The 4,885-nt window shown below is 39.2% G+C and carries 7 protein-coding genes; all 7 read left to right on the plus strand.

Annotation, left to right across the window (positions count from 1 at the left end):
* The first annotated feature begins 20 nt into the window (after nucleotides 1–20).
* The 7 genes from WMK75_RS18320 (at nucleotide 21) to WMK75_RS18350 (ending at nucleotide 4,740) form a co-directional block, all read left to right on the plus strand.
* Entirely contained in the window at nucleotides 21–1,013 is a 993-nt protein-coding gene (locus WMK75_RS18320) for a DUF6712 family protein (protein ID WP_347269020.1), read from the plus strand.
* A 4-nt stretch (nucleotides 1,014–1,017) separates the two neighbouring features.
* Entirely contained in the window at nucleotides 1,018–1,269 is a 252-nt protein-coding gene (locus tag WMK75_RS18325; protein WP_347269021.1) for a hypothetical protein, read from the plus strand.
* Entirely contained in the window at nucleotides 1,262–1,774 is a 513-nt protein-coding gene (locus WMK75_RS18330; RefSeq protein WP_347269022.1) for a M15 family metallopeptidase, read from the plus strand. Before WMK75_RS18325 ends, WMK75_RS18330 begins: the two co-directional genes overlap by 8 nt.
* A 581-nt stretch (nucleotides 1,775–2,355) precedes the next feature.
* Nucleotides 2,356–2,556 carry a hypothetical protein gene (locus WMK75_RS18335; RefSeq protein ID WP_347269023.1) on the plus strand — a complete coding sequence of 67 codons (201 nt, stop codon included), beginning with the start codon at nucleotides 2,356–2,358 and terminating at the stop codon, nucleotides 2,554–2,556.
* A gap of 43 nt (nucleotides 2,557–2,599) precedes the next feature.
* Nucleotides 2,600–3,406, plus strand: a complete 807-nt coding sequence (locus WMK75_RS18340) for a hypothetical protein (RefSeq protein ID WP_347269024.1) — start codon at nucleotides 2,600–2,602, stop codon at nucleotides 3,404–3,406.
* Complete coding sequence (locus WMK75_RS18345; RefSeq protein ID WP_347269025.1) at nucleotides 3,403–3,945, plus strand: hypothetical protein; 543 nt, start codon at nucleotides 3,403–3,405, stop codon at nucleotides 3,943–3,945. The genes WMK75_RS18340 and WMK75_RS18345 overlap by 4 nt, the downstream gene beginning before the upstream one ends.
* A gap of 255 nt (nucleotides 3,946–4,200) precedes the next feature.
* Nucleotides 4,201–4,740 carry a hypothetical protein gene (locus WMK75_RS18350; protein WP_347269026.1) on the plus strand — a complete coding sequence of 180 codons (540 nt, stop codon included), beginning with the start codon at nucleotides 4,201–4,203 and terminating at the stop codon, nucleotides 4,738–4,740.
* The last annotated feature ends 145 nt before the right edge of the window (nucleotides 4,741–4,885 follow it).

Below are 4,885 nucleotides of genomic sequence, written 5' to 3' on the forward strand. Positions count from 1 at the left end.
ACCACTAAAGTAGTTTCATAATGTTATTTAAAACCACATCCAAAATAAAAGAGTATGCAGAATTTACAGAAATAAATTTCGCATCCATATCGCTCACCATACGGCAGGTAGAAGAAGGGGAATTGGTACCAATTATCGGCACTGCATTGTATGACAGTTTGAATACAGTATATACTGCAGCTGCAGATGAAAGTACGCTCACTGCGTCGGAGAAATCATTATTGGATAAATGCCGAATGCTTATAGCGCCGTATGTTTCTTTTTATTATGCACCCAAATCTGAAATTTTACTTTCCGATTCAGGTCCACGACGTTCTGAAAGTGCAAATGTGAAAACGGCCTATGGTTACCAGGTAGTTAACTTTCGCGAACAAAAATTACGTGAAGCGGAAAAAGCTGCAGAATCGTTAATACTCTTTCTCGAACAAAATAAAACCGATTACCCTTTATGGACTGTCAGCGATGAATTTAAAAATTATCGTTCGCTTTTTATAAAGACAGGCAGCGAATTTGATTTATATTTCCGGTCAGCATCCCCACAGCGCAATTATTTTGCGTGGCGCTATAAAATGCTTGATGTGGAAGAACAAATCATTCGTCAGAAATTGGGAGATGATTTATTTGATCACCTCAAAACAATTGATGCATCCGCATCGCCAGTTTTTACTGCGCCGGAAAAATTATTATTGGTAAAATTAAAAAAAACAATCGCATATTTTACCGTTTGCTTTGCCTTACCCTTTCATTCTGTGCGGATAGATGCAAATGGCATTACCATTATTGCAGCAAATTCTACAGTCACAAACAAAGATCAGGAGCCACGACAGCCGGCCAATAACAGCGCCATTAATCAAATTATTACAAGCGCGGAAAAAAGCGCACAAGTATGGCTGCAAAATGCGATTGATTTTATAGAAAATAATATTTCAGATTTCCCTGATTATCCTGTGCCGGTAAGCAATGTTGCACCGCTCGCGGATCAATCTGGCTCAACAGTTTATGGATTAATTTAATTGTATGGATAAACGATCAGACTTTCTTACACTCAATGCTCGTGACGTTTTTCGCGGCTCATTGATAGCATTTGGCAGTGCATTGTTGCCAACTTTATTGGTATTATTGCAGCAGGATCATTGGCCCACATGGGTAGAATTCAGGCCGTATTTGCAAGCTGCCATATCTGCTGCTATTACTTATTTATTAAAAAATTATTTCACCAATTCAAAAGGCCAATTTGCCAGGATTGATAAAAACGAAAATAATGCGTGATACCATTTCTCTTTCCCGGGCAAATTCTTTGCATCCCTCTGTGCGCTATGAAGTCATTAGGTTAATTGATGAAATAGAAGCTGTATGGCCCGAAACTATTAAAATTCGCATTGTACAGGCACTGCGTACAATTACAGAGCAAAACGAACTGTATGCAATGGGTAGGACACGAGGGGGCAAAATTGTAACAAACGCGCGTGGAGGCAGTAGTTTTCACAATTATGGGCTTGCATTTGATTTTGCTATAATGTATGACAAAGATGGGAATGGCACATACGAAGTACTTTCATGGGATGTGAAGTACGATTTTGATAAGGATGGAAAAGCCGATTGGCAAACGGTGGTGCGAAAGTTTAAATCCGAAGGATGGGAATGGGGTGGAGATTTTAAGAGCATTCAGGATGATCCGCATCTTCAGAAAACATTCGGTTACTCTTGGCGCGAATTATTTGCTAAATATAATAGCCGTGATTTTATTCCATATACAAATTATGTAAATATTTAAACGCTCTCTTCTCATAGGAATTGGTTTTTCATAAATGCAAACGGCCGGGGTTTCTACCCTGGCTTTTTCATTTGTGATTGATATGTTAAATGGGTTTTATATGACAAAATATATTTTGTCATATAAAATGAAAAGACTTATCTTTGTGTAACAAAACCGGGACGGCAATCCCAAAATGTCTAACAATAAAAACTAAATAAAATGACAAAAATTTCAAGTGCATCAAAATTCGGAGCAATGCTACAATTTGTCAATTAAAGATATTGCACTCAGGTCAGGAATTGATTCTGAGGTCGTATTTACCCGCACAGAGGGCGGCCAACGAATTGATACGGCACGATTGAAAGCAGAATTAATGAGTAGCCATACTGCAAGGAGGACTTTCGCGACAAACGCATTTCTCTCAGGGCTTCGCGAATTGGATATCATGCAGATTACCGGCCACAAGTCCACACATTCATTTCACAGGTATATACGGTGCAGCAATTTGGATTCGGCTATAAAAATTGCAAACCATGATTTTTTCAACCTGAATTTAAATCTTACTCTAACTTTGCCTTATCGTAATGAATTAATAAAAAATGAAGAAGAAAATGAATGCAATTGATCTTTTAACAGAAGTGATGCAGCATCAAAACTGGTATAAAGATGTATTGGAACGCCGCCATGCAGCGGTAATTAAGCTGAATTCTAAAAAAGGCAAAGTTTCTTATTCGTATGCTTGCAAATTATTGCAGGATTTAGGTTGGCATAAAATCAGCGAAGAAAAGTGGGAGAAATAAATCTGTCCTTTTCCACGCCGCCCCACCCCACCACCTTTACCTCATGAATACCATCACATTATCAGTGCCATTACAATTCTCCCACACAATCCCATTTCCTTCCGAATGGGATGAACTTACCACCGAAGAATTGTTATTTATTTGCGCGGAACAACTCTATGAGGGTAAGCTAATACAATTTCAAAAAGCCGCTATATTCGATTTTATTTTTAGAAACAGAGCAAAGGATATAAAGGAATTAAAAGACAATCCATCCACGTATTTGGACCCCGAAGATGCAGCATTGGCAGCAATAGACTTACTCGATTTCTTATATAAATCAAACAATCTTACACGGCAACATTTCCCTTTAATAGATATTTCAGGCACGAATTTTATTGGCCCGGAAGACAATTTCGACAGCATCACTTGTGGTGAATTTGAAGATACAGAAATATTTTACCAGGATTTTATTACGGATCCCCGCCCGGAACCCATGGCGCGGCTTACAGCTATCCTTTGGCGGCAAAAAGGGCAGGATTATATGTATTTCAACGCAGAAAAACACAAATGGCTTACATATAATCACGAGCCATTTACAGCAGCATTTTCGAAATTGCCCGAATCCCAACTTTACGCAATTTTTGCCTGGTATTCCGGGTGCCGTTCACTACTGCAGGGGTGGTTTCCTTATTTATACGAAAGTGGCATCAATTCTGATGAACCGGATATGCTTGTCTTTACAAAATGCATTCATGCAGGCGCCGGAGAGAAAAATGGCAGCCGTGAAGATATTCGCCGCATGTTGTTAAAAGAATTTTTTCTTGATATGAATATTTCCGCGCAAAACAATAAAAAATTAGTATCATGATCAATGCTACCGTTACTGCATACACCGATTATTTTCGTCAACTGGCAGTTCACCAGGTAGATTTACAACACAATCCGGCAGGAGAAACAGGCGATGCGCCTCCGGGCAGCGTTCATTTTACACGGTGGTCCGCCGATGAAGCCATTACAGGCCTTCGATCTAAAGTGAGTTTCCCCGCGCTATTACTCGAATTATACGAAACAAACACAAGTGCTGAAATTGAATACGATGTACGGAATAGTTATCTCGGCGCTTTTAGCATTGTGGCATCCGCATTGCCGGAAAATTTTGCCAGTGAAATGGATGCTTTTTCGTTTGCAGAAAAAATAATGACAGATGTTTTACAGAAAATATGGGCAGATCATTACAGCGGCACAGATCGTTGTACCACGCCGTTTGAATTTTTCAATCTCAATTATTCCATAACCCCATTTGGCCCCATATTCGATAATCAATTCGGCTATCGTTGCGAATTCAATTTTAATTTTCGTAGAGATAAAAAATTCAACCAACCACCCGCAACAGGCACATTTATTTAATTTTTATTTGTCCTTTTCCTGATTTTTTTACCATTCTACTTTAGCAATATGTTTCAACATTTGCTATCACCCAAAAATGTAGGGTCCGGGCTTGCCGAATCATTTTGGTTCGCGCCTGTAGAATGGTTCCTACCTGGTGGTATTAAAGAGCCAATTGGCGATACAGTTGTAATTTCTATAGATCATCAGTTCAATCCTGGAAAAGGTTTCATAAAAATGCAATGTGCACCACGCAAAAACAAACTGAGTTCACACATGCTTGGCGACCTCGGCTTAAACAGGTCAGAGCAGGTCTTTGATTTTTTTTTGCCGGGATCTTATGCAGAATTGCAGGAACAGGCTTTAGCAATGATGAACGTGCCACTTATTGCACTTTGCTATGATGCAAATTGCCCGGTTGACTTTTATTACCAGGTTGGGAACGGCTGCCTTCCTGCTTATATCACGGTTGATTTTTCTACAGGTATTACAAATGATGGCATTAAGGGCTTTTCCGGAAAAATGGTAACAGATAGCAACTCGCTTTTTTTTTATGAAGGATATGTAAAAGAAACGACAATGTCAGGAATATTGAAAGAACGAATTGAGTTCAATACTGAGGCGACACTCGAAGTTTTAATGACTTCAGACCGGCAGGCCAAATTTGGCTTGTTTCCTGTATTCCAATTTTGGCAATACACGACAGGCGACCTTGCAGAAAAAATCGAAGTGCCATTTACTGTTGATGAAAGTACAGCAACAAAAAAATTTATTTTTTATCTGCCCGGGGTACCGGGCTTTACAATTTTAGCATGATGAAGAAATTAATATATACCATCACTTTATTTTTTAGTGCATTAATCGCACGCACCCAAACCACCCAAATCTATGGCGACACAGTAAAGTTAAAGGCCAGGGGAAGTGGCAATACAGAATTAGTTATAGAAAATTCCACCCGGGC

Source organism: Paracoccus sp. (in: a-proteobacteria), from assembly GCF_039808215.1.
Classification (GTDB): domain Bacteria; phylum Pseudomonadota; class Alphaproteobacteria; order Rhodobacterales; family Rhodobacteraceae; genus Paracoccus.